Below are 23028 nucleotides of genomic sequence, written 5' to 3' on the forward strand. Positions count from 1 at the left end.
GGCATTAGTTGAAGTTGGCTAACGGTAGTTTAAACGTTTTTTCAGTTTTTATATCCTCTACATTTTCACAAATGGAATGATAAGTATAACTGACACCTAAGGCCAATACCCCCTTCACCAGGTCACCTTTAAATTGAATGGAGTCATAATCTATTTCATGGCAAAAAGTGCCCTCCAATTCATTTTCCAAGACCAAAAAAGATGGCCAGATTTTAATTCCCTCATTTTCAAAAGTCAGCAATTTGAAATAAACCCTTTCCCGATTGGCATAAGTTACGATGATTGCCTTCGATTTATCAACACCCTCTAGTTCAAAAAAATCATGAAAGTTTACATACCCAATGGAATCTATCGTATGGGTTTTCCAACAGTACCAAAATCCATTCACAACTGATGGGGCATGATCGTTTAATTTTACCAATGACAAACACTCATAATTAGGGTTGTATTTTTGAGGCTGTTCTTCCAGTTTTAACGAATCAATGAAAGGATAGAATTGAACACTCTGCCTTTTTAACTTGGTCAACATTTGCTGTTCACTACAGTTTTTCTTGCATTGATTAAGCAACAGACCGCTTAAAATAAACAGCAAAACTGTAGCAACCGACATTCGGTAAGCTGGCTTCGATTGTGGCATACAATTTATTTGATCCAATGGTTTAGAAACATCCTCACATCCCCACCCAAGTCAACACCGCCGATACCACCCCCACTACCACAATAAAGGTCCGCACCGTTTTTTCCGACAAGCGGTACATCACCCTTGCCCCGGCGTATCCGCCCAATACGCTTGCGCCAATCATCGACAGCACCGTTGGCCAGGGCAGGTCTACCTGGATGATGAAAATCGTGGCTGCCACCAGGTTGATCGAGAAACCAAGAATAGACTTCAATGCATTGATTTGCAAAAAATCTTTCATGCCGTACAAGCTGAACACCGCAATCATCATGATGCCCATTCCACCCCCAAAATACCCGCCATAGATGCCCACTAAAAACTGCAAGGGGTAGACGATGTAAGGATTAGGTTTGGCTTGCAGACCCTTGATCCGGTCTTTAAAATAGATCAAAACGGTTGCAAAAAGGATGAGCCCCGGGATCAGTTTTTTCAATTGTGCTTCGTCGGTCCACAAGAACAAATAAGTTCCGGCAATACTGCCCAGGCAACTCAAAATGGCAAAAATGATCAACTTGCTCACTGTTTCATTCAAACTATTGCGAAAACCCCAGGCGCTGGAAAGCGCCCCTGGAAACAAAGCAACCGTACTAATGGCATTGGCAGCCGTAAGGGAATAACCACTGTACACCAAGGCTGGAAAGGTAATGAAACTTCCTCCTCCGGCACCCGCATTCAACATACTGGCGAAAAAGGCGGCGAGACAAAGAACGATGGTCTGCATGATTAGCGTGTTTGTGCGGAGTGACATTTTTTATACCTGTCAAACCAGCTTTAGAGCAGGTGCAAAATTAGTATGCCTTTTCAAAAGGTTCAGCCTTTTGAAAAGTTCTTTAGCGCAAAATAGTGCAAGCAAAAACCCATCGGAAGTCTGAAACTTTCGATGGGGCGTTCGGGAGTTTTGCTTCCCATCTGAATATGCAATGGTAACCAAATAAATATGCAGCTGAGCACTTACCTCACCAGTGTCACACTCCCCTTCAATTTTTCCAACTTCCCATCCGCCATTTCCACCTCCGCGTACCAGGTGAACACGGCGCTATTCAAGGTTTTGCCAGCAAATTTACCATCCCAACCCAATAACACATCATTCGGGCGGAACTCTTGTAAGCCATACACCTGGCTACCCCAACGGTCATAGATGCGGAAGAAATTGATTTTGTTGACCTGCGAGCCGGAATAAATGTTCAATAAGTCGTTGATCCCATCCCCATTGGGCGAAAAGACGTTGGGGACAAACAGTGGCAAATTGCGAATCACCAGAATGTTGAGCAAATCCGTAGCGGTACAGCCATTGGCCGCCTGGATGGTGATTTGAGCGGTGGTGCTCGTGCTTGGTTTCAACAATTGATTCCGGGCATTCGGGTTGCTGAGGGTAGTCCCGGTGGACCAAGTAATGGATAAAATGCTATCCGTACTAATGATCGGCACGATGTTCACACTATCCCCCAGTTTGATTTCCCGATCGGGACCCAGTTCCACTGAAGGAGCGCTCGGTGCTTGCAATACCACCGAACTGGTCCAAAGGCAGCCTCCCGCGTCTTTTACATTGAGGTTATAAGTACCAGGGCGTAGGTTGCGGAAAGTATTGTTGGCTTCGGGAAGGGAATTGTTCAACAAAACCAGATAAGGGGCCGTGCCACCTGTGATGTTTGTCACCACAATTTGCCCAGCCTGATTGCTGCCACAACCTGGTTGACGGACATTGAATGCAACAGAATCGATCGCACTGGCAGCTTCCTGTACCACCAAACTATCCCGGCTGCTACAGCCATTCAATCCATCGGTCAACACCAGACGGTATATACCCGGAGCATTGACCCGAATCAGGGCGGTATTGGGATTGCTGACGATACCTGCTTGTGGAGCCGACCAGCGGAAACTCAAATTGCGCCCTTGCGAAGTCCCTGCTTCCAGCTCGATCACCGAAGTAACACAATCCAAAACGTCTAGTGCCCGCATGCGGATGCGAGGCGCTACATAATCTTCGGTCACCGCGGCAGAATCCACCGCGATGCAACCACTTTGGGTATTGCGAATCGTCAGTCGATAAACACCTGGCAGGTTGACCTGTGGGGTTTTACTGGAATCAGCCAAGGCCTGTCCATTTGGCCCGCGCCAGGAATAACGGTAAATCACTCCAGTAGCACTGCCACTAGCGTCGATCCGCACCTGGCTCCGCGAGCAGCTCAGCGTCGCAGGCGGGGCAATATCAATACGAGGCCGATTGGTATCAGCTTCCAGCGCAAAGTCAGTAGAATCCTGGCAGCCGCTCAAACCATCTGTGACGATCAGGCGATACAGACCAGCCTGGGCAGTGCGCATGCTGTCATCGGCAGGGCTGCCAATGATACGGCCTGTCCCTACTGGTGTCCAAAAGTAACGCAGGACTCGGTTGAATGGATTGGTCGAAGCAGCACCCGATAAAATGACTTGTGCTACATTACAGGAAATCAAGGTAGGCCCGTTGATTTGGGCATTCGGTTTTAAGGCCTGGTTGCTCACCTGCACCTCATCGGCGGCCACACAACTGTTGGCAGTATTGCGCACCGTAAGCCGGTATATGCCGGGCTGGTCGACCTGGGCGTTGGCGGTGTTTTGCCCACTGATGATGCGACCACCATTGGCGGTCCAACGGGCTTCCAGCGTTCCGGCACTACTGGAACTAAAGCGCCCTTGCAAGTTGATTTGCAGGGGTACACAGTTCAAAAAAGTATCCTGCCCTGCCGACACCTGAGGCCGGCCCAGGTCACTGGCAATGAAAACACTGTCCAAACTGGAGCAGAAATTGTCGCGGTTTAGCACTTGCAAGCGATACCAGCCGCCACTGATGATCGTTGGCGTGAGGGTAGTATCTGATTGTATCGAAGGATTGTTGCGGCCCGACCAGGAATAGCTGAGGCGGTTGCTGGGGTTTTGTACATCCCCTTTCAGGCGCAAACTCAACTCATTGCAACGCAGGGTGTCTGTATTGCCTGCATCAATGACGGGCCCTTGATTGTTTTGGCTGACATTTACAAAAATACGGTTGCGGCAATTGTTGCGGGTATCCGTGAGTTCGTAGCTGTACAAACCGGCTTGGGTGACCCGCAAATTCGCTTGCGCAAAACAATCCAGGGTATCTCGATTGGGGCCCAAAGCGCACCAATTGCCCGTGTAATTGCCTCCCGCAGGCATACTTCCTGCCAAGGTCAGTACGGTATCCCGGCAATTGAGCAGCTGATCAGCGATTGGGGTGATGGGTGGTAAAGAAGCATCGGGGGTAACGCGCAGGGTATCCGTATCCGCACACTGATTTCGGCCATCTTCCACTCGAATGAGGTAACGGCCTGGAGCATCTACAATGGGGTTTAAAGAATTCTCACCCGCCAGAATTCGCCCATTGTCCAGAGCAGTCCAAAGGTAGCTGATGCCAGGGCCTACCGATGAATTGCTGCCATTGAGGGTCAGGCGTTGATTGGCACAATCCAAAACTGCATCAGCACCCGCAGTAGCACGTGGGGCCAAAGTGTCCAGACCTAGGCGCACCAAGCTGAAATTTTCACAACTAGTCAGGACGTTGCGGCCTGCCAGGCGGTAAGTACCCATCCTGGCCGCCAGGAATGCTCCGGGGATGGTATCGGGTACCAACAAACCATCCGTTGTTGTCCAAGTCCAGGTGATCGGGTTATTGGCGGTTGAATCAGGATTGGGCAAAGCAATCTGTTGAATGCCACAGGTCAAATTCGCATCAAATCCCGCCGGTAAAATGGGCAGCTGTTGATCAGCTCGAACGATAATACTTAAGTTAACGCTACGATTGTTGGAGTCGATTACCGTAAGATTGTAAGTACCGGCGCGGTTCACTCGGGGAGCAATGGTATCAGCTCGGGAAACGAAGTTGCCATCGCTACTCGTCCAGGTCACCCTGCAACCTACACAGGGACGGCAAAATGCAGCAGGCAGAGCCAATTCAGTTTGGGTACAGGTCAAGAGTGGGTCTGTATCCGTTGCCCGCACACAAGGGGCACAGTTTTCCTGATTCTGAATGGTAATGGTATCCGTGACGACGCAATTGCTACCAAGATCGGTAGCCGACAGGATGTATTGGCCCCCCTGGGTGATGTTGAGCAGGAGTGTATCATTTTTACCAACAATATTTGGTCCAGTCCAACGGAATTGATAGTTGCGCTCTTGTGGCAGCACCGTAGCTCCACGATAACTAAAGGTATCTCGATTACAGGGGAACAAGGCAGAATTAAGAATGATTTGGGGGAAGTTGGTGTCTTTGGGTACCAGGATTTCGGTTTGTCCAAAACATCCATTCGTGGTATTCAATACCTCCAGAGCATAAAGTCCGGATGTACTGACCTGAGCTTGGCTGGTTCGACTTACCACTTGGCCCTGGTTGTTTAGCCAGGTGTACTGGATATTGGCGCCCTGGGTAGAACCCCTGCCATCCAGTGTAACATTGGGTACAGTACAGGTGATGGTGTCTGGTTTTGCTACCACTGCTACCGGCAAGACCTGATCCGCAGTGACCAGCACCGTCGCCGTATCTCGCTCATTGACGGCCACATTTTCAATGATCAATTGATAAGTTCCTGGACAAATGACGTCCACCCGGCGCAAGGTAGAATCACTGACGATACATCTTCCGCTGGGACCAATCCAGCGATACCGGATGGAGGCATTGAAGGACGAGCCCGTACCATCCAGGGTGACCACCGCCTGTCGGCAGGTCAGTGTAGCCGGGGGAGCAATAATGGCGGTAGGGCGACAGTCTTTGCTAACAATCACCGTAGCACTATCGGAGCAACGCAAAGTTGCATTTTCGATCACCAATGAATAAGTCCCTGGGGCACGAACCAACAACTGGGTGTCGCGCCCAATTTCATTGTTTTGGAAAAACCAGTGGATTTGCCCGCCAGAAGAACCCCGTGCGGATAAAATAGCTTCCCCCGCAGTACAATTGATGTTGGTGGTAGCAGATTCAACTCGGGCGTTAGGAATCAGTGGATTGCGGTTGACCAGCACGGTATCCGTAGCGACACAGCCGTTGGTTGAATTCGAAACCCGCAACACATATTGGCCTTCACAATTGATGTTGATAGATGCAGATGTAGAATCAGGAATAGTGCAAGGGCCTCTCCAGGTGTATTGGATGCCACTACCCGTTGCGGAGCCAACTGCACTAAGGGTTACACTGGGTCTGCTACAGGTTAATTCCTGATCGGCCCCAGCTTGAGCAACCGGGGGAACCCGGTCATTGTTCACAAGCACACTATCCGTGGCAAAACAACCATTAAAAGTGTCTCGAACTGTAAATGAGTAGACGCCCGGTTCCAAGGCAGTTGCGGTAAGGTCATCCACCCGGGTGCCAATCACCCCATTGCGAGTCGACCAGGTGTAGCTCATCCGGGGGCCGGTAGTAACGTTTAATGCTCGTAAGGTTCCTTGTGGAGTTTTACAGTCCAGGGCAAAGGCTGCACCTGCATCCGCCCGCAAAGTCATGGTATCAATAAAGACATTGGCCGGTGCTTCAGACATACAACCATTTTGGCGATTGGTGGCGTGAAGGATGTATTGGCCGGGTTTATTTACGGTGATTTTTAAGATGGTATCTGCGGAAACGATTCCACCCCCAACAGGGGTTGTCCATTTAAGCCTAATCGACGCAGCTCCAAGAGAATCCAATTCTGCCGGAATCACTAAAGATGGACTGTCACAGGTCAGTACTTGATCCTTGATAGGCTTAGCCTTTGGCTTCACCTGATTGCTAAATACCTCAACACTATCTTCGGCAGTACAGCCGTTGATTTTGTTGCGTACAGTAATTTTGTAAATTCCTGCACAACTCACCGTAACCAGTGGCTGCCGTTCACTGCCAATGATACAAGTGCCCGACCATTTGTATTCAAAGTCGGCCCCACCCGAGGAATTTAAGCCATTCAAGCGCAAGCGGGGATTTTGACAGGTCAATAAATCGACGGCGATACCTGCATCAGCCACGGGTACTGCGCTATCATTTCGTACGATTACCTCTGCGGAATCCTGGCATTGGGTGATGCTGTCCCGCACGACAAGTTTATACGTTCCCGGGCCCAAAATGCTGAGCCGATTCCGATTGGCCGCCCCCACGATTTTACCATTGCTGGTGCTCCATTTAAAAACCAGTGTACTACCTCCCAAAGATCCTGTGCCATCCAACTCTGCTCCAGGCTGGGTGCAGGAAAGTGGAGCGGGTGCGGCAATGACTGCCCGCACAGTGGCACTGCTGTCTTTAACCGTAACAACCGCGCCACTGGTACAGCCGTTGCCCTGGTCGGTAACTTCGAGTGCATAAGATCCAGCCCGGTTGACGGTAATATTGGGGCTTGTAGCTGAACCAGTGATGTTTCCACCATTCAACGTCGTCCAATTGTACAGCAGGGTACGATTGGAGGGCGTAACCCGGGAATTGAGGGTTACCGATCGATTGATACAGTTTAGTTCACGCGGAATATCGATCGATAAGCGAACCGGGGTAGTATCCGCGGCCACCGTGATGGTATCCAAACTAACACAGTGGTTGACCCGATTGGTTACTGCTAGTTCATAGGCTCCGGCACGACGCACCTGGGTCGATAAGGCTCCGGGGCTGGTCACCGCTTGGCCACTCAAGCCCCTCCAGTTGTATTGAAAATTAGCCCCCTGGCTCGACCCAGCTCCACTCAAAGTAATATTGGTATTGGTACAGGTGATGGTCCCCCCTCCCCCGGCGATGGCGATGGGTGGGTTGGTATTTTGGATGACCTGGGTGTTGGCGTTGTTTGAGCAGCCATTGCGGGTATTGTCAATTTGCAGGTTGTAAAAACCAGGGCCGCTAACTATGGCTGAATCTCGATCAGTAGCGCCTTCGATGCGCCCAGTGCCACCAGTTGTCCAGCGGTAAATGAAGTTGACTTTGGCTTTACTTGTATCTGGTGCATGAAGAGTAATCCGCGGGGTACGACAGTCCAGTGTGTCCAGCCCGCGGATGTTGATGGCAGGTTTGAGTGTATCTGCGTAAATGATGATTCTTTGACGTTTGACACACAAACTCCTATTGGTAATTACCTGCAAATAATACGTATTGGCCGTAGTCACTACATAATGGCTGCTATCGCTGAGTGGGTTACCCATGTTGTCTTCCCAGCGGTACATGACCTGTCCTACAGGAATCGAACGCGTGCCATCCAATACGATTTGTTTGCGTGTACAGGTAAGAACGGTATCGGGAGTTGTAATGATTGACGTAGGGCTAATGAAATTTATCGTCAAACGGATCAAACTATCGCAACCCTGACTGGACACCAAAGGAATGATATAGACTCCAGAAGTGCTAAAACGCTGACCAGCTACCACCACCGAACGGCCAGAACAGGTTTCAATGGCCGTATCCCGAACTGGAATCGCAGGCAGTACGCGTAAATTTAATGCAACGATGCTGTCACAGCTACTGCGCGACTGGAGGGTATCTACATAATTGCCGGTCGTTTTATACAAAGAAGTTCCTATTCGGACTGAATCACCTGCACAGATGGTACTGTCCAGGTTTACCCTCAATACCTTTTGAACTTGCACGGGAACGATCACTAAACTATCACAACGGCCCGGCTGGTTAAAGTTGATATAATATCGGCCAGTTGTTTTAAAACTTTGGCCATTGACGACCACCGAATCTCCTTCACAAATAACCTTGAGGGGCAATACTAACGAATCATTGCGTGGGGCAATGGTTACGTTGACACAATTGCTGGTCATTTCCCCACAAAATGGCGCAGCATTCCCTAATAATCGATTGCGCAAGGTGTCCAAACGCAGGACATTATCAGGTGCAGGGAATAAACTAGAGTCTTTGCGTGCATAAGAAATCCCACAAACCTGGTAATTTCCTGGGGTTAATCGGCGCAAATCTGGAATTGAGTCGTAGCGTTGCAGGATCATATCTCGCCCGATTGCAAAGGTGTAGCCGAATTTGCTAGAGTCAGGTTTCACCCCGCTGTAAGTTGGGGCGAGGGCCAGGTTCAGGTCGTTATCGTATTGGCAGGCGGAGACGGGGTTGAGGTTGTTCAAAACACCTGCATCTGCGAAGCAACAGCGTTGCCCCCTTTTGTCACAAAATTGAATGTCCAAGGCAAAAAGCCTACTTGGTATCTGTGTACTCGTCAGAGTTTTAAGTTTCAATGTCCAGGTGCCATTCACTGGTCCGGTATTGAATTCTTCCAAACAGCCCTGATAGGGCCAATACGACCCCGTAATGCCGCTGGCATTAAAGGGATTACTACTGTTATTCCATCTTGATTGAAAGGGTACTTGGGGCATAGGGGTAGCCAAACAGCGCACGAATGTTACATCCCAAGTCCCGCCCAAGGTGGCTGGCGATACCGTGGCATTGGGGCCAATCAGTTGTACAGTGGTACCCGCAGGCGAGGTAAGCCACACTTCAAAATCGGTAATCGAATTGTGGCTGAAGCGCATTTTCACCCCACAAACACCTTGGCCCGCTGCCGCTAAATTGTTATTGATAACATCAAAAACTTCAAAGAAATATTCCATCGAATCGTTGGCAGGAATACGAAAAGGCGCTTCAATCGGGCAGTTTTGACCCCACAGCCAGCCGTTAAGCAGAATCATAAATAGAGTAAGGCAATGCTTCATTGTAGCACACAGTTAGTCCACGGAAATAAGGTAGCGTAAAGGGTCTCGGGGGCGAAAAAAAATAAATGTTCATTTTGCCATAGGATTAGATAAGTAAACGCTTCAATTTAAGTGCCTTATCTAATCCTATGGCTTAAAAAAAAAATGAACATTTATTTTTGCCCCACTACTTGGAAGAAAATTCTTTCGTTGCCAATAGAGGGAAACAACATCAACACATTGAACGAAGCTTTACAGTGTTGCGGTATTTAAGGACTCAAAGTTAGCATAATTCAGTAAGGGCGCTGCCAAATTTTTTAATATCTCTATCAAGTGATGGCAGAGCATGTATCTTTGCGGAGCATTATCGTAAAAATCAAACCATCACCAATGTTTTCAGCCATGCGTAACATCATTATTGTCCTTTGTTGTTTGGGGTTCATGAGCCTGGACATACAAGCCCAAAGCCTGACCAGAAGTACCGACAAAGAAAAGAAAGTCAGCAGCAGCAATAGCCGCATCTGGTACGGAGGAAACGTACCCTTGGGTTTGGGGTTTGGTTCTTCTACCCTGATTCAGTTTGGCATCAGTCCAATGTTAGGCTATAAATTAACACCAGATTTTTCGGTGGGGCCACGGGTAGGTTTTTTATACAGTTACTACAGCCAACGTTTGATAAATGGGCAGGTTGAGCGGGTGCAACCACTTTCCTGGTCAGCTGGACTATTCAGCCGATACAAGTTTGTGGATCGCTTTTTTGTGCACGCGGAATACGAATACGCCAATGAGGCTGTACCTTATTATACCTCTAACGGATTTGAGGTCCAACGGTATAACGCCAACAATTTGCACCTTGGTTTAGGCTTGTTGCAAGGGGGAGGAGGAGCAATGCGGAGCGAGATCCTGTTGCTGTACAATGTTAACCCGAGTCCACTCTCATCAAAATCGCCACTATCCTTACGTTTTGGGCTCAATTGGCACTTCTAGTTGACCTGGATGCTTTTGCCCAAAACAAAACGGAAATTAATCTCGCGCAAGGTGGCGACAAGGGTCAGACTGGTATCATTTAAGATTTCAATTTGATAATCAGCATCCATCTCGCCACCGCGCTGCAACAACATTTGTTTTTTCAACTCATATTGTGCCTCAGTGGTAGATCCCGACATGTTGGTGATCATTTTCCCATCGCCAAAAAATTCGAAGAACAAACCGGCCAGATCTTCTGATCTCTGTTCGTTCCGAAAGCCTTCCCTTAGCTCCCACCGGCCCAACAAATCGGCTTGCTCTATTTTGGGTTCATTTTTACAAGCGTGAATGCCAATAGAAACCAAAGAGAGAAATAATGTAGATGCTATCAATCGTTTCATGGAGTGTGTATTAAATAAACTGGGGCAAAAATACGAAGAATATACGATTTTGGATGTCGGATTTGGGATGTCGGATTTCGGTCCTGGCTCCTGTCGCTGAGCGTCGGTTACTGAGCGAAGTCGAAGTAAGCCGAAGCGCTGGAGCCGGGCCGAAATCCCAAACCCGAAATTACTTGGCTTCTTTTACCGCAAAAGCAATTTGGACATTTTCCCAGGCAATACTGACCTCTCCTTTTTCCGATACATCAATAGCCAATTGTTCTACCAGAAGTTTGGTTTTGCCGGGTTTTACCGTAACCCGCAAAGCGTCTGTATCTTTTTTATAGCTATAGGCACCCCATTGTTCAGCTTCTTTGTTAAAAACAACTACCCATTCCTTTTCACCTGGGATGGTAAACAAAGAATATTTGCCTGCTGCCAATTTTTGGCCTTCAATCAAAACTGGTTTATTCACCTCAAAAGTGGTAGCCTCATTGGCGCCAGTACGCCAAACTTTTCCATAAGGTACCAGTGCGCCCCAGATGGTACGTCCCTTCACCGAAGGTGCATTGTACACAATGTTGATACTGAGCGAATCCAGCATCCGATTGACAGTTTTAGGAGGGCTAGGCCGTTGGGCTTTTTGGTCTTGAGCCTGTAGCGCGGTGGATGCAAAAATGGCCAACACCATAGTTAGGGCCATTGTGATTTGGTTGAAACGCATACTGATTTGTTTTTTTAAACAGTCCTGTGAATAGATATTAGACTCCTGAAATTAGACTTTAGTAACAGAACATGCCGATACTTGGTTGATTATTCCACGGCAGCAGCTCGTCTTAGTCGGTCGTTAATGGCGCGCCCCAGGTGTTCTTCCGGCAATAATTCCGTCAGAATGAAATCAATAGGCAAACGATCCAAATACCGCATGGCCGAAAAAAGATTCCTTGCTGCCTCGGTAAAATCACCTGACGAAGATAATGCAAACTGCCGTTCGGAGGGTATCTCAGGAAATCTTTCTCGAAAACTGAGCACTCCAACCGCCTTTCCCTGATAGACAGGTATCAATTCGGATAAGTTGCCTAGCACCAGGGGCACCCGTGGTGCATAGTGGCTTTTGAGCATACCTGGCGCCTGGGGATTGGAACTAGAATGGGCTTTTACCTGTACCGGTCCGATCAGTGCCTCGATCGCTTCTACGGAGATACCTCCTTTGCGGAAAACGGTAGCATGACCCTCTGGAAAACCAACAATGGTACTTTCCAGTCCAATGCTACAAGGACCGCCGTCCAAAATGTAAGGGATTTGATCACCCAGTTGATGCGCCACATGTTCAGCGCGGGTGGGGCTGATGTAGCCAAAGGGATTTGCGCTAGGGGCTGCCAAGGGGAAAGGTAAACTTTGTAGGAGTTGCTGTGCCAAAGGGTGTGCGGGTATCCGCATAGCTACCAGCGGCGAACCAGCGGTGACCAAATCGGAAATCTGGTCCTTTTTTTCCAACAATAAAGTCAAAGCTCCGGGCATAAACTGCTCGGCCAGTTTGCGGGCCAAGGGGGGAATCTCCTTTACCCAGTTTTCCAGTTGCCGCAAATCGGGCACATGTACAATCAGTGGATCAAATGATGGGCGTTGTTTGATGGCAAAAATTCTCGCCACAGCTTTTTCATCCAAGGCATTACCAGCCAGGCCATAAACAGTTTCGGTCGGAATGGCGATCACCTCTCCTTGTTTCAATAAAGCAGCAGCCTGGGCAATGTTTTGGCCGATCATTGGATGGTGGACTTGGTTTGAGCTGCAAAGAAAAGGTTTTTGGGGGAGATTTTTCGAATGAGGAATTTTTCGAATGAGGAATAGCCCGAATGACGAATGACGAATTTGGGGCCTTGCCCTCAAGATTTGTTCGTAAGTTCAAATAAATGGAATCAAAGTCTAGCACTTCCCAAAAATCTTAGGTGCTACCACCCCATTCGTCATTCGTCATTCGAAAAATTCGTCATTTCTTCACCACCCTCACACTCTGCCTTTTTCCTCCTCCTCGCCATTCCAAAGTATACCAACCCGCAGGCCATTGAGCCACATTAAAAGTATGCTGCTGCGCGTAAGGCTCAAGTTCAAATCTTTGTAACACTTTGCTTTGGGCATCGCTCCACAGCAGTTCCACCTCAGTAGCTTGTGGCACCCATTCCACCGTCAATTGGTTGTCGGTAGGATTGGGGTAAGTGCGGATGATGCGGAGGTTTTCGGTCGTTTTTTCCACCTTGGTAGCTGCTTTGGGGGCAGTGAAGCCTGGAGGGAGGTTGGAAAGGGTGAAACAAGCTAGTATTTCAGAGGTGTATTCGACAACGGGAAACGTGTAGGCGCCAATCCGCAGGGTATCCACCTCTGCGGTTTGAAAAAGACCATAAATGCGGCCATTGGGATCGTAGCTCAAATTGGTCACAAAAAAAACGCCCTCGCCAGCGGCAGGTAAAGGTACCAAAGTATCCAGCGTGCCGTGAAGGTTGTAATGGCCTATGGCAGAAGTATAATCCTCCCAAACTGACTGAACAGTTCGCCCTTCAAAAGTAGTGGAAGGCTCCCCTTCGGGCGCAAGAATAACCAAAGGTGCCAATAAGCCACCATCCGGCGAAACACTCGCCACTTGTGCCGCGAGGGTCACGTCAATTGCCGCATTCGCATAGATTTTTTGCCATACGATTTCCCCTTGTTCATCCAGTCGGAACAAAAAGCCGCCATATTCATCCTCTCCTTCGCGTAGGGTTTGCTGTTTCCATCTCAAAAAAGTTTCAAAATAACCCATGAGGTAGGTATGCCCTTGTGGATCGGCCACCAGTTGCGCTTCAGCATATTCGCCGTGAAGCTCCCTGATCCACAACACTTGTCCTTGGGCATTGTATTTGATCACCAGGTAAATGTCTTCCAGACTGGAGCCTTCGATCAGTGGGCCAGTGGTGAAGCTAAATCCATGAGCATCGCTCAAGGTTGTTTCTTCATCTGCTTCCCCAAACAACAACACCGACCCATCCGCTTGGGGGATTAATTTTAGAGGATAAAATCCTCCATTTTCGTAGTGGATGGCCCCAATTTGCTCCAGTTTGCCTGTACTCAGGCTGCGCGTCAGGAGCAATTGGTAATTTTGGCTGCCATAGTACCGCTTTTGGCCATTCCATACTAGGGTGTCCCCATAAAGATTGCACACCAGGTGCCGCTGCCCGGAGGCATCAATGTTCAATACCGGGCTATCTGCGCCCCCATAATATTCAGCATCGGGTGGGGCGCCAAAAGCGTAGTGTTGCTCTACTTTCAACAATTGCCCTCCAGGACTATAAGTAAGGACGAAAAGGGCATTGCAATACTCCTCGGGGCAAGGGTTCTGCAGGGGATCACCCATTCCAGCAAAAAACTGTGGTGTATCGTATTCTCCGGAGATTAAAATATTTCCAGCGGGGTCGATAATGAGGCTGTTGAGATAACCTAAGCTGCTTTCCACTCCGTTTTCGTCCAATCCCACCAGGGTACGGGCCCACTGGAATTGCCCGGCGGCGTCATACTTGGCTAGAGCGTAAGCTCCTGCTTCGGGTTCAGCAAATAGGGAGGTGTCAGCGTATTGGATTTGATCCACAATGCGCTGCAAGATGTAGCTGCTGCCCTGGGCATCTACTACAAATTGGTCGTCACTGTCAAACCCAAAATCATCGTTACGATCAGCATCCCATTTTGTAGCCCAATGGTAGTTGGGGGATTGGGCTTGTATCCAGTTTAAGGCCAGCAGCAGCACTAAACTGCCAATTAGAGGTTTATTCATGGTTGTTTTTATTGTTTCACGAATTTTTCTTTTAGCAAGCACAGCGCTATCGTATCCCCTATACTCAATTGTTCCGATTTTTGGATGGCTTGTAAATGCTCTTTTTCGCTAAGGGCCTCCAAGACTAGGTCTACCGAAGATACCCCAAATTTGGTCGTTTGATAAATCCGCCAAGGCCACAAAATTTCCCGGTTTTTATTGCCCGTAGGGCGAGCTATTTTGAGCACATCGGGTAGTTCCCCAATCACTAAACTATCACCTTCCAGAGTATAGGGAATCGTTTGGGTGAGCAGGTCTTCATCAGGTGCATAAAAAAGAGCCAACTCCACTTCGTTTTGCCGAAACTCGAAGTAAGGTTTGGCCAGATTGGGGAAAAAACCACAATCGTAAAAAGTTTTGCCCAAAAAGTCTTCATCACAAAAAGGGATGGTTTGCAAAAACCCAATACCGGTACGCTTGGCATTGACCTCCCGGAAAACTCCGCCGTTTTCTACCCGGAAAAAACGGAAGGTTTTGTTGTCGATCCCGGCATAGGTGTAGCGGCCGAGCTCGAAGTCGGGGCTGTCACTTTCACAACTCATCTGAGTCAACATTAAAACAAATAAGCTTATAAAAAATCGATATTTCATTTTATTAAATTTTTTATTTCAAAACATCAAAAACTTTTACTAAGTTCCTTTTCTGCGTTTTTAATGCATTATCACTTGCCTCGATTTCGAATTTAAGCTCTATAAAATATGTGCTTTTCCGATTTGGCATTCCAGCAATAATCTTGCAATTTCGGCACCACTCATCATGGTGTAGGTCAATTAAGACAATAGCACTTAAGCTTAAGCAGTGGCACATCAGGGCAGACACACTGTACCTAAGTCATTGATTGTAAAGCATACTCTATTTTTGGTAGCTATGAGGGATTGTTTTTCTGTGGAGAAAACAAGCCAGTGTTCTTGCAATTAAATTAGAATAAGGCACTTACTTTTTTCAATACGCTGTTGTAATTCTAATGGCACAAATATAAAGGCACACACACAGAATTTCCCAAATTTTCAACAAACTTTTTTTGACTTATTTTTGCATAAGCTGGAGAAAACCCCAACTCCTCAACTTTTCCGTACCTTTACCCCATGTCACCGCTCTTCGCCCAGCCCAACGCCGAACAACTCGATTCGGCCACCTTTTCGCGCCTGCGTCGTTTGTACGTGTTGGCCCTGGGGGCCATTGCCCTGGCCATTGTCAGTGGGCAGTTGTTGATTCAGGATCATTTGCGCAAACAAACCGATGACTCGCGGGTGGTGAATGTAGCGGGGCGGCAACGTATGCTCAGCCAGCGCATTACCAAACAGGTGTTGTTGCTCAATACCAATGCTACTCCCGATTCCCTCCGAAGTTTGCGCCAACAGTTAAGAAAAGACCTCTGGGTATGGCAGCAAGCACATTTGGGCCTGCAAGGAGGCAGCAGCAAGTTGGGCTTGCCGGGTCAAAATAGCCCGGCCATCAGGGACATGTTTCAGCGGGTAAATCCCCATTTCGAAGCCATTTATCGCGCCGCCTTACAAATTGCCAACGCCTCGGCGAATGGAGTCGTTCAGCCCGATTCACAATTGTTGACCCAAATCATGCGCAACGAAAAACGTTTTGTGGCCGAGATGGACCAAATCGTTTTTCAATACGACGCCGAATCCAAAGCCAAGGTCAACGAAATCAAGCGCATCGAATGGGTTTTGCTCGTCATCGCACTGACTATTTTGCTGATTGAATTTTGGTTCATTTTTCGCCCCGCCGCCATTCATGTGCGCAACACCCTTCAACGCCTCATGCATTCGGAGCAAGAAGCCAAACGAATGGCCAAAGAAATGGAGCAGCTTTACCGTGCTAAAGAAAGTTCTTTACAGGAGTTAAAAGCGCTCACCTTTGCGGTGGATCAGGCGGCTTTGTTCGCCAATTGTACCACCAATGGGCAGCTGCGTTACCTGAGTGAAAAGTTCCGCGAACTACTAGGCTACGACAACAAACCACTGCGGGGGCGACTGGCCGAAATCATCTGCGCGGATGAACCTGGCCAACGCAGCATCGAAGAGACCATGCAAAAAGCAAGGTCGCGCATCAGCACCAATGAAATCCAGATCAGCACCCCGGATGGGCGGAAATTGTGGCTGGAAATGTCGGTAATCCCCGTCAGTGGCGGTGGCTTGGCGCAGGATTTGCTCATTTTGTGTGCCGACATCACCTACCGCAAGGAAGCCCAATTGGAAATTGAACGCCTCAACCAGGAGCGTTTTGATGAACAAATGCGGCAGCAAGTATTGCGCTCAGCGCAAATTGTAGAGGCGCAGGAGGAAGAACGCAAACGCATCGCCCGCGATATACACGACGGAATCGGCCAAATGCTCACGGCCCTCAAATTCAACCTCGACTCACTAGACCCCCAGCAGCCCGACAAAGTCCAGGCCAAGCTCGAAAAACTCCAGGGGCTCACCGCCAAACTCATCCAGGGAGTACGGATGGTCACCTTCAACCTCACTCCACCCGAGCTAAGCGACTACGGCATCGCCACTGGCCTGGCACGTATGGCCGCCGAACTGAGCAAACTCACCAACCGCAATATTCTTTTTGAAAACAGCAGCAATTTTAATGAACGATTGGACACCGTAGTGGAAACCAACCTCTACCGCATTACCCAGGAAGCAGTCAACAATGCGATTAAATACGCACAGTCCAATTTTATTTTGATCCGCATTTCCCATTCTGAAAAAATGCTGAGCATTGTGATCGATGATGACGGGGTGGGATTTGATCCAGAAGAGGTATCGGATAAACAGGATGGCAGCGGGATGGGATTGTCCTTCATGCGGGAACGGATGCAATTCATTGAAGGTAGAATGTTTATTCATTCGGAAATTGGGGAAGGGACGAGGATCACGTTGAATGTACCCTTGACAACTTAGTAGTGAGGCAAAATAAGTGTTACATAACTGGGGTTTAGCTTTTTACAGTGTTCCATTGGGGGCGTTCAAAAAAGACCACAGGAAACCTTATAATTCAATTATCCTTTTCAAATCAGGGCACCCCGAGCTCTTAAACCACAAATAGAAATGGCAACGTGGTAAAAAAGCCCAAAGGCACCCCTTAATTTATTGTCCATTTTAACTAGGTCTCCCGTCAGCCCACTTCATTTTTTAACATGACTTTTTAAAATGCTCCAGATCGTTCTTGAACTGAGGTTGAACCGATCTGCCAAAGCTTCCACTGTTTGTGTTTTTTGACCACGGTCCCCTAGACATCGAGCATTGAATTCTTTCAACACCGTATATTTTTGAATCACACTCGGGTGAATTAACTCCTGATCGATGATGTAGGTGATCAAACCTTTGTAATCAGGTGGTAATTCGTGTTTGTTACAGTAGTCCTCATAACTTATAAAAAGTTGATCTTCAAATAAATCGAGGATTTGTTTGCGGTTTAATTCATTTCCCATAATTTAGTATTCTATTTGTGTATGAACGTTTATTGGTTTAGCACAAGCAAAAAAGTGGAAGAGCTGCTATAATTGTTATACCTAATTTAGTCAGGGGTTCCGGGAATAATATGGATTTTAAACTCTAGCTTGCTTATCCTAGAGAAATAATTGGTAGTTTCTCATAAGATTTGGAACTCAGCTCTCCACCAAATTTCAAAATGACAAAACTTTCAATGAGCTTGAATTGGGGTTTAGTTTTATGTTTCAGCAATTCGCTTGCGCTTCATCGCTGAAACAAATATAAAGCAACTACTCCCCCAAAATCTTGGACAGAATTCTTCAATATCCTGCTCAAATTTGTGAAATTTCCTTTCATTGAAATTCAAAAAACAAACTATAAATATTTGAAAATCTATTATTTATGCACAAAATTTAAGCAACCCTTTTCTTTCAGCTTTCCCGCTCACTTTTCAAAATGCTCCCATCCTATTTTTCTCACAAAAATTAATTGCTGCAAAATCTCCGCCATTTCTTTGTTTTTCATTAACCCATAAATGAGCTATACTCTATCATTTCACTATTTTTGGAATCCCAGGAACCCTGACTCACTTTTTCAAAACTTTGGGCTATGTTTAATAACGCTTGTGTGCAGATTTTACAAAAAATGGACAAGGCTGAATTAAAGGCCTTAAAAGCTTTTATCAAACAAAGAGAGGCACAAAAAAAACAGGAGAATAGTTTATTCAATTACCTATACAACTGTCATCCCGAGTTCAAGGCAAAAGATTTGGATCAGGACAAAATCCTCTCAATCTTTAAAGACAGCAACTGGGCTAACCCGGCCAAAAGATTGAGCAACATTGGAAATAACTTGACCAAGATCATTGACGATTTTTTGGTAGAACAAGCCCTGAAAAAGAACTGGGAAGAATATGAGTTCTTATTGGCATTTGAATACAGTCGGCTGGGGCTCCCGGATTTATTGGATCGGAAAATTGACAGCTATTTAAATGCGCCTGAAAAACTTACCATTAAAGAGGAAACTGATGAAGAAGAGTTGGAAGGCAATAAATTGGACCAGGAGAAAAAAAAAGACTCAGATCGAGGAAGCATCAATGTCTGGTACCATTGGAACTTATACCGGATGTACCATCTGCGCTATTATTCTCGTGATACCATTAAAGCTGCTTCTGGCGAAACCAACTTGGACCTGAGTTTGGAGCAATTGGAACAGGCCAACTTAGCGGCCAGGCTACGGATTGCCCTGGAAATGGCCACCTTAAAATTGATCAATGGCAAAGAGCCGCTTTTGACCTTCTCAAACGAAGAACTTGCAGCACTTAAAACAAAACTTACGGAAAAAGAGACCTTTCTCTACCTTTATTGCCATGCCTATGATTTGCTCGCCAATCCGGATGATCAAAAATTTTATGATTTCAAGGCTAAACTGCTAAGGTTGGGCAAACAGTTGAGCAGAGATGAGCAAGGCAACTTATTGACCCCCTTAATCAATTATGCATCAGTCGCTATCCGCAAGGGGCAGGAACAATTTTATGCCGAAGCCAGTTTGTTACATCACTATGGGCTGGAAACTGGTTTACTGCTCCAGGACGAAAAAATCACTCCCGAATTGCTGCTCAGTGTTCTCAACATAACTTGTGAAGCGCAACAGTTGGCTGAAGCTGAAGCATTATTGGAAAGGTGGGGGCCACATCTTGCCCCTAGTTTAAAAGAAGAAGCCATCATGGCTTCAAAAAGTCGGATTCAGTTTTTTTCCAAAAAATACAAGGAATCCGCTGCACAATTCTCCACCGTCAAACGCTTTTCCAATCACTTTATGGAACTTGTTGCACGCACCAGTACGGTGCAAAGTTATTTTGAGATGGAAGAATACATTCTCCTCGATTCTTTTTGCGAGAGTTTCGCCAAGGCATTGAGCAGAAGTGAGGATCGCTTTAGTCCTCAGCATCGTGAGTCGTACGGTAATTTTGTCAAAATGGTGCAGGCCCTCGTCAGCGCAAAACTTGACCCAAATACCAACTTAGCTGAAAAGCGCAACAAATTGCAGCGAAAATTGGAAAAGTATAGCCCAATCGTCTGCAAAAAATGGTTAAAAGAAAAGATAGAAAATTGCTAAAAGCAATCAAAAATGCATTGTTATGGCAAAGCGGTTTAAAACCCGCTTATCATGATTTTTATGCCAGAAAACACCATGTTTTTCGATTACATACCTGGAGCCCGGGCCTCCAGATAAGTAATTTTTTTGTTGGAACTGGCACTAGATGATAAGGTCCGTAGCTCCTACCCCTTGCATCCAAAGGATAAACAGATCAAGCATCGTCATGATAATCGATTTTGAGATGAAAAAATCATGTGAATCGTATGCTGACCCGGAAAGTGGTACTGCAGATATCTTGTCCGGCAAAACATACCCGAAGGCAAAGCATTCCCAGGGTCAGACATGGGCCTGACCTAAGTGTACAGCTTACTTTTTTTGTACATTTGTTGGGAAGTGCTCAGCAAGAAGCGGGCGATTTTGTGATCACCCTTTTCTGCCGAAGCATGGGACAAAGATATGCGATGATCTAGTACCTGTCAAGAAAAAACCACTATAAGTATTTGATTACAAGCATTTTATGAAAATTTACAAAAATTTACGTAATCCAAGCTTTGCCATTAGAAGCCGTTTTTGATATAAATCCTCGGTTTTTGCGGCGCGCCGAATTTTGAAATACCCGTGATTCATTTTCCTCCTCTGCAATCGTTCCCGATAACGATTGCGTAAAAAAAAATCCAAACAAAAAAAAACCTCTCCTTGCAATGACATAGATTCGTGTTGCGATTGACAGTGAATGCAAAATTTTATTTTAAACTTCATTGCAGTTGCTGTAAAACTACAATCCCGTTCTGACAACAAGAGTAGTAGTAGTAGTAGTAGTAGGAACGCTGCGGGCGCGCCAGACAAGGCGCTGGGAAGCGCTCGTAGCATTTTTTATCACCAGATATAGGTCTTTTTTCACTCTAACGTTTCATACATTAATGCATAATTTTGGCACCGTTCGTTTTGGAAAAGACCAATCGCCTATCAGCAGTAGTGGAGCAAAATAAGTGTTCATTTTTCTTTTATCGCCCCGAACAGACCGCGTGCCATGAAAACAAAACAACTTTTCCTCTTTCTTTTTTCCGTATTTTTCTTCGGAATCGGAACTGCTCAGGACAAACCCTGGTCGGTGCGGATGGCCGAATCTTTTATGGACACCCACAAAGACTCCATCCTCGTAGGTGCCAACAAATTCTCCCGCTGGGATTACGAGCAAGGCCTTGTACTTGAAGGCTTTAAACGCCTCTGGCAGCATACCGGCGATGTACGGTATTTCAATTACATCAAAAAGGACATCGACCATTTTGTGCAGGAAGATGGCAGCATCCGCACTTATAAACTGGGGGATTACAACATCGACAACATGCCTACCGGCCGTTCGCTGTTGTTGTTGTACCAGGAGACCAAAAAGGAGAAGTACAAAAAAGCCGCATACCTGCTGCGCAGCCAGCTCAGTAGCCACCCCCGCAATAAAGAAAATGGCTTTTGGCACAAAAAACGGTACCCCAACCAGATGTGGTTGGATGGCCTGTACATGGGTCATCCTTTTTACACTGAATTTAGTGTCCAGTTCAACGAACCCGCCAATTTTAATGACATTGCGCTACAATTTGCCCTGGTTGAAAAACACATGATCGACCCCAAAACGGGTTTGTTGTACCACGGTTACGACGAAAGTCGGGAGCAGCCCTGGGCCAATAAAGCCACGGGCAATTCTCCCAATTTCTGGGGTCGCGCCCTGGGTTGGTACGCAATGGCTCTGGTGGATGTACTCGACAATTTCCCCGTGGATCACCCTGAACGCGACAAGTTCATCACGTATCTGCAACGATTGGCACCTGTATTGGTCAAATACCAGGACCCTTCAGGCTGTTGGTGGCAAATTCTGGACCGAGCCAATGATAAAGGCAATTACCTCGAAGCCTCGGCCTCTTGCATGTTCACTTACACTTTAGCCAAAGGGGTACGGATGGGCTACCTCAACGCCAGTTTTTTGCCAGCGGCCCAAAAAGGCTTCCAGGGTATCCTCAGTAATTTCATCAGCACCGAGCCCAATGGCAAAATCCATTTGGAAAAAACGGTGAGTGTAGGTGGCCTCGGAGGCACTCCCTACCGCGATGGCAGTTACGAGTATTACCTGAGCGAGCCCCTGCGCAAAGACGACCTCAAAGGCATCGGCCCCTTCATCAAAGCCGCCCTGGAAATCGAAATCGCTGCCACCAATACCCTGGCCAAAGGCAAAAATGTGGTACTCGACTATTACTTCAACAACGAATACCGTAAGGGGCTAAATGGCCAAACGGAGCGGTTTCACTACACATGGGAAGACCGCATGGACTCCGGCTTTTCGATGTGGGGCAACCTGTTTCGCGAATACGGTGCCACTACCCTACCCTTGCAAACGGCGCCCACTGCTGCCAACCTCAAGGATGCCAAGGTCTACATCATCGTTGACCCCGACACCAAAAAAGAAACCGCTACCCCCAATTTTATTGGCCCCGAGCACATCAAAGTCATCAAAGATTGGGTAAAAAAAGGTGGGGTACTGATGCTGATGGGCAATGACACCAGCAACTGTGAGCAAAAACACTTCGGCCAGTTGACTCAAACTTTTGGGATTGGCCTTACGAGCAAAAACCGCAACATGGTCAAAAATGATGTCTATGAGCAAGGGAAAGTAGCCGTCCCCGCCGGGCATCCAATCTTTAAAGGTTTGTCCACCCTTTTTATCAAAGAATTGGTGACCCTTCAGCTCAGTGGTACGGCCAAAGCCAGCATTAGTGAAGGTGGAGATGTCATCATGGCTACGGTGAAATACGGTAAAGGCACGGTCTTTGTGGTAGGTGATCCCTGGATTTACAACGAATATGTCAACGGGAAACGGCTCCCGGCGCAATACGAAAATTTTCAAGCTGCTCGCTTATTGGCGAAGTGGCTACTGGAGCAATCCCAATGAGTGCCTGATCATAATTAATGGCACTGAATCAGGATTTTTCCTGTAAACAA

The 23028-nt window shown here is 47.2% G+C and carries 13 protein-coding genes; 4 read left to right on the top strand and 9 right to left on the bottom strand.

Annotated features, from left to right (window positions below):
* Positions 1-4: 4 nt before the first annotated feature.
* The 3 genes from ACO08K_RS08040 to ACO08K_RS08050 form a co-directional block, all read right to left on the bottom strand.
* Positions 5-610 (bottom strand): hypothetical protein, encoded by a 606-nt coding sequence (locus ACO08K_RS08040; RefSeq protein WP_421795876.1) that lies wholly within the window; start codon positions 608-610, stop codon positions 5-7.
* 61 nt (positions 611-671) lie between these two features.
* The gene (locus ACO08K_RS08045; protein ID WP_421795877.1) at positions 672-1400 is read right to left on the bottom strand and encodes a sulfite exporter TauE/SafE family protein; all 729 of its coding nucleotides are present in this window, start codon (positions 1398-1400) and stop codon (positions 672-674) included.
* Positions 1401-1630: 230 nt separating this feature from the next.
* Positions 1631-9337: a gliding motility-associated C-terminal domain-containing protein gene (locus ACO08K_RS08050; protein WP_421795878.1), complete on the bottom strand. Its 7707-nt coding sequence runs from the start codon at positions 9335-9337 to the stop codon at positions 1631-1633.
* A 381-nt stretch (positions 9338-9718) separates the two neighbouring features.
* Between ACO08K_RS08050 and ACO08K_RS08055 the strand changes: the two genes are divergently transcribed.
* On the top strand, positions 9719-10303 hold the full coding sequence (locus ACO08K_RS08055; protein WP_421795879.1) for a hypothetical protein: 585 nt from the start codon (positions 9719-9721) through the stop codon (positions 10301-10303).
* On the opposite strand, the gene ACO08K_RS08060 is transcribed toward ACO08K_RS08055, so the two are convergent.
* The 5 genes from ACO08K_RS08060 to ACO08K_RS08080 all read right to left on the bottom strand — a co-directional run bounded on the left by ACO08K_RS08060 (position 10300) and on the right by ACO08K_RS08080 (position 15093).
* The gene (locus ACO08K_RS08060; RefSeq protein WP_421795880.1) at positions 10300-10683 is read right to left on the bottom strand and encodes a hypothetical protein; all 384 of its coding nucleotides are present in this window, start codon (positions 10681-10683) and stop codon (positions 10300-10302) included. The two genes, ACO08K_RS08055 and ACO08K_RS08060, sit on opposite strands and share 4 nt — an antisense overlap.
* Positions 10684-10852: 169 nt before the next feature.
* Complete coding sequence (locus ACO08K_RS08065) at positions 10853-11386, bottom strand: DUF2911 domain-containing protein (protein ID WP_421795881.1); 534 nt, start codon at positions 11384-11386, stop codon at positions 10853-10855.
* 89 nt (positions 11387-11475) lie between these two features.
* Positions 11476-12429 (bottom strand): L-threonylcarbamoyladenylate synthase, encoded by a 954-nt coding sequence (locus ACO08K_RS08070; protein WP_421795882.1) that lies wholly within the window; start codon positions 12427-12429, stop codon positions 11476-11478.
* A 223-nt stretch (positions 12430-12652) separates the two neighbouring features.
* The gene (locus ACO08K_RS08075; protein WP_421795883.1) at positions 12653-14464 is read right to left on the bottom strand and encodes a T9SS type A sorting domain-containing protein; all 1812 of its coding nucleotides are present in this window, start codon (positions 14462-14464) and stop codon (positions 12653-12655) included.
* 8 nt (positions 14465-14472) lie between these two features.
* Positions 14473-15093: a hypothetical protein gene (locus tag ACO08K_RS08080; RefSeq protein ID WP_421795884.1), complete on the bottom strand. Its 621-nt coding sequence runs from the start codon at positions 15091-15093 to the stop codon at positions 14473-14475.
* A 495-nt stretch (positions 15094-15588) separates the two neighbouring features.
* On the opposite strand from ACO08K_RS08080, the gene ACO08K_RS08085 reads away from it, so the two are divergent.
* A complete protein-coding gene (locus tag ACO08K_RS08085) occupies positions 15589-17409 on the top strand; it encodes an ATP-binding protein (RefSeq protein WP_421795885.1) in 1821 nt (606 codons plus the stop codon).
* 224 nt (positions 17410-17633) lie between these two features.
* On the opposite strand, the gene ACO08K_RS08090 is transcribed toward ACO08K_RS08085, so the two are convergent.
* On the bottom strand, positions 17634-17939 hold the full coding sequence (locus tag ACO08K_RS08090) for a hypothetical protein (RefSeq protein ID WP_421795886.1): 306 nt from the start codon (positions 17937-17939) through the stop codon (positions 17634-17636).
* Positions 17940-18549: 610 nt separating this feature from the next.
* On the opposite strand from ACO08K_RS08090, the gene ACO08K_RS08095 reads away from it, so the two are divergent.
* Entirely contained in the window at positions 18550-20058 is a 1509-nt protein-coding gene (locus tag ACO08K_RS08095; RefSeq protein ID WP_421795887.1) for a hypothetical protein, read from the top strand.
* 1012 nt (positions 20059-21070) lie between these two features.
* Entirely contained in the window at positions 21071-22978 is a 1908-nt protein-coding gene (locus ACO08K_RS08100; protein ID WP_421795888.1) for a glycoside hydrolase family 88 protein, read from the top strand.
* The last annotated feature ends 50 nt before the right edge of the window (positions 22979-23028 follow it).

Source organism: Haliscomenobacter sp. (genome assembly GCF_965225875.1).
Taxonomy (GTDB): Bacteria; Bacteroidota; Bacteroidia; order Chitinophagales; family Saprospiraceae; genus Haliscomenobacter.